The organism is Kutzneria sp. 744 (genome assembly GCF_000568255.1).
In the GTDB taxonomy this organism is placed as follows: Bacteria; Actinomycetota; Actinomycetes; order Mycobacteriales; family Pseudonocardiaceae; genus Kutzneria.
Map to the genome: position 1 here is coordinate 3,696,541 of NZ_KK037166.1, position 3,481 is coordinate 3,700,021.

At 70.2% G+C, this 3,481-nt stretch carries 2 protein-coding genes and 3 pseudogenes; all 5 read right to left on the reverse strand.

The genetic code is table 11. From position 1 onward, the window contains the following. A partial coding sequence (locus KUTG_RS16510; RefSeq protein ID WP_052394716.1) for a hemolysin family protein occupies positions 1 to 1,192 on the reverse strand: 1,192 nt, incomplete at its 3' end. Beyond that, positions 1,192 to 1,758 (reverse strand): rRNA maturation RNase YbeY, encoded by a 567-nt coding sequence (ybeY, locus tag KUTG_RS16515; protein WP_043717874.1) that lies wholly within the window; start codon positions 1,756 to 1,758, stop codon positions 1,192 to 1,194. The genes KUTG_RS16510 and ybeY, both read right to left, overlap by 1 nt. Before the next feature lie 5 nt (positions 1,759 to 1,763). Further along, a pseudogene (locus tag KUTG_RS63640) lies at positions 1,764 to 2,096 on the reverse strand (PhoH family protein); the annotation flags it as partial. Positions 2,097 to 2,408: 312 nt separating this feature from the next. After that, a pseudogene (locus KUTG_RS63645) lies at positions 2,409 to 3,188 on the reverse strand (phosphate starvation-inducible protein PhoH); the annotation flags it as partial. Then, positions 3,177 to 3,481: pseudogene (locus KUTG_RS66235) on the reverse strand (PhoH family protein); the annotation flags it as partial. The pseudogenes KUTG_RS63645 and KUTG_RS66235, both read right to left, overlap by 12 nt.

The following is a 3,481-nucleotide window of genomic DNA, read 5'->3' on the forward strand; positions in this document are numbered from 1 at the left end:
CGCCGGGCAGCGGCACCCGGCCCAGCCGCTGGGCCAGCAGCCCGCCGACGGTGTCCACGTCCGAGTCGTCCAGCTCCACGTCGAACAGCTCGGCCAGGTCCTCGACCGGCAGCCGGGCGCTGACCCGGTAGCTGTCCTCGTCGAGCTGCTCCACCGGCGGCTGCTCGTCCTGGTCGTACTCGTCGGTGATCTCGCCGACGATCTCCTCCAGGATGTCCTCGATGGTCAGCAGGCCCGCGGTGCCGCCGTACTCGTCGACGGCGATGGCCATGTGGTTGTGCGAGACCTGCATCTGCCGCAGCAGGTCGTCGAGCCGCTTGGTGTCGGGCACGAAGCTGGCCGGGCGCATCAGGTCCTTGACCGACTGGTCGATGGGCTGCTGCGCGCCGCCCTCGACCGAGGCCCGGGCCAGGTCCTTGATGTTGACCACGCCGAGCACGTCGTCGACGCTCTCGCCGATCACCGGGATGCGGCTGTAGCCGGTGCGCAGGGACAGCGCCAGCGCCTGCCGGACCGACTTGGTCAGCTCGATCCAGATGATCTCGGTGCGCGGCACCATCACCTCGCGGGCGATGGTGTCGCCCAGCTCGAAGACGGAGTGGATCATCTCCCGCTCGTCCTCGTCCACCACGCCGCGCTCGCCGGCCAGGTCGACCAGCTCACGCAGCTCGACCTCCGTGGAGAACGGGCCCTCGCGGAAGCCTCGACCGGGTGTGATGGCGTTACCCACCAGGATCAGCAGCCGGCTCAGCGGCCCGAGCACCCGGCCCAGCACCCGCACCGGACCGGCGGCCAGCAGCATCACGCCGTACGGATGTTGGCGGCCGATGGTGCGCGGCCCGACGCCGATCAACACGTACGAGACGACGACCATCGCCACGCCGGCCACCAGCAGCGCCACCCAGCCGGTCGCGATGGCCTGCAAGCAGAACGCCGTGATCAGCACGGTGGCCGACAGCTCGCAGCCGAGCCGGAGCAGCAACAGCAGGTTGACGTGCCGGGGCCGGTCCTCGATCAGCAGCTGGAGCTGCCGGGCGCCGGCACGGCGCTGCCGCACCAGCTCCTCGACCCGCGCCTGGGACACCGTGCCCAGCGCCGCGTCGGCGCCGCCGAACGCGCCGGCCAGCAGCACGAGCGCGATCGCGCACAACAGCATCGGGACGGCCTCGGAGCTGACCAGACCGTCGCCCATCAGCCGGCGTCGGTGTCCGGCGCGGGCTTCTCGTCTTCCTCGGCCAGGCCGACGGCGCCCAGCACGCGGTCGTCGTTGCTGCGCTGCGCGGCGGCCCGGGTGGCCGACTCCTTGGCCTCCCGGTAGTCGGCCAGGATGCGGTTCTGGAGCGTGAACATCTCCCGCTCCTCGGCCGGCTCCGCGTGGTCGTAGCCCAGCAGGTGCAGCACGCCGTGCACGGTGAGCAGGTGCAGCTCGTCCAGCAGGGCGTGGCCGGCCTTGCGGGCCTGGTCCTTGGCGAAGGCCGGGCACAGCACGATGTCGCCGAGCAGCGCCGGGCCCACACCCGCCGCGTCGGGGCGGCGGGCCGAGTCCAGCTCGTCCATCGGGAAGGCCATCACGTCGGTCGGACCGGGCAGGTCCATCCAGCGCTCGTGCAGGTCGGACATCACGTCCAGCTCCACGAGCAGCACGGAGAGCTCAGCAAGGGGGCTGACGCCCATCCGGTCCAACGCGAAGCGGGCGACGGCGACGATGCTGGCCTCGTCGACGCCGACGCCGGCCTCGTTCGCGATCTCGATACTCACGGGCCCTATCGTCCCCGGCCACCCTGTTCGGCCCTGACACCGGGTCCGGCGTCCTGGACGTGCTGCCACTTGTCGTAGGCGTCCACGATGTCGCCGACCAGGCGGTGGCGCACCACGTCCTGGCTGGTCAGCACCGAGAAGTGGATGTCCGGCACGCCGGCCAGGATCTCCTGCACGACCCGCAGGCCGCTGCGCTGGCCGCCGGGCAGGTCGACCTGGGTGACGTCGCCGGTGACCACGATCTTGGAGCCGAAGCCGAGCCGGGTCAGGAACATCTTCATCTGCTCGGGCGTGGTGTTCTGCGCCTCGTCCAGCACCACGAAGGCCTCGTTGAGGGTGTTGTGCGTGAGCAGGTAGTCCTCGGTGACGTACAGCGAGTCGGCCGCCGCCACCTGGATGCAGACCGCCTCGGTCCGCCCGGCCGGTTCGATGCTGTCGATGAACCGCATCGGACGGCCGCCGCCATTGTTGTCGGCGTACTTCTGACGCTTACGGGCCAGCCGGAACGGCTCGACACCGGAGGGAAGGCGGATGTCGACGACGTACGTGTCATGGCGATGGCCGACCAGCCGGCCCTTCGCCAGCCCAGGCCTGCGTCCCGCAGCGGGCCGGCGGCGGACGTACGCGACCCCACCGAGCGAACGGACCAGGGCGATGACGTCGTCCTTCAACGTGGGCGACGTCGTCGTGTAATGGATCCGGCAGGTTCGATCGCGTTGGGTGACCGGGCCACCGTCCGAGTCCAGCAGCCCCTGCAGGACCGCGAGCCGGACCTCGGCGGCGTTCCGCAGGTAGACGTCGGGAATGAACTTGGAGTTGGAGCGGGCGCCGAGCAACGCCAACTCGCGAAGCGCACCAGTGACCGGGTTCTCCAAAGTGATCACTTCGCCCGGCTGGCGCACGCGGTTGAGGGTGTAGTCCACCCCGCCCCGGTGTCGAACGCGCACGCCCGGTAGCGCGGCTTCCAGCGCGATCGCGAGTTCTTCGTCGTCAGTGGCGAAGGACGGCGTGGTCGAACCGGTCAGACATCCGTCGCCGAGCAGCAGACCCAACGCGTACGGATCCATCGGCACGGACTGCTCGGGATGGCAAACCGGCGCGGTCAGCATCGGCAGCTCGTAACGACGGGCATGCGCAGCGCGGAGGTTGCCGATCATCTCCTTGGTCTCGAGGACCCGCCACGGCTTGCCCCGACGCTTGTCCGACGCCGTCCTGACCGTCCACAGGTGATCGGCGCAGCACAACGTCGAGGCTCCATCCCCGGCCGTGACCCGATAGATCTCCTTCTCGCCCTGCGGATACACGCCGAGCACGGGCGTTGGTTCCCCGTTCGAACCGATCACGAGGTCACCGACCTGGAGCTCGCCGATGGCACGGAAGCCGTCGGGCGTGAGCACCGGGGTGAAGACCGGTTGCGCCCGGCCGCGCATGTAGGCCAGCGGCGCCACCTCGATGGTGCCGGACTGCATCAGCCGCGGGATCGACTCGGGGTCGACCATGTCGTGCAGCGCGTCGTAGAGCGGCCGCAGGTACGGGTCGATCTTGTCGAACAGCGTGCCCGGCAGGAAGCCCAGCCGCTCGCCCGCCTCGACCGCGGGCCGGGTCAGGATGATCCGGCTGACCTGCTTGGCCTGCAGGGCCTGCACGGCCTTGGCCATGGCCAGGTAGGTCTTGCCGGTGCCGGCCGGTCCGATGCCGAACACGATGGTGTTGGCGTCGATCG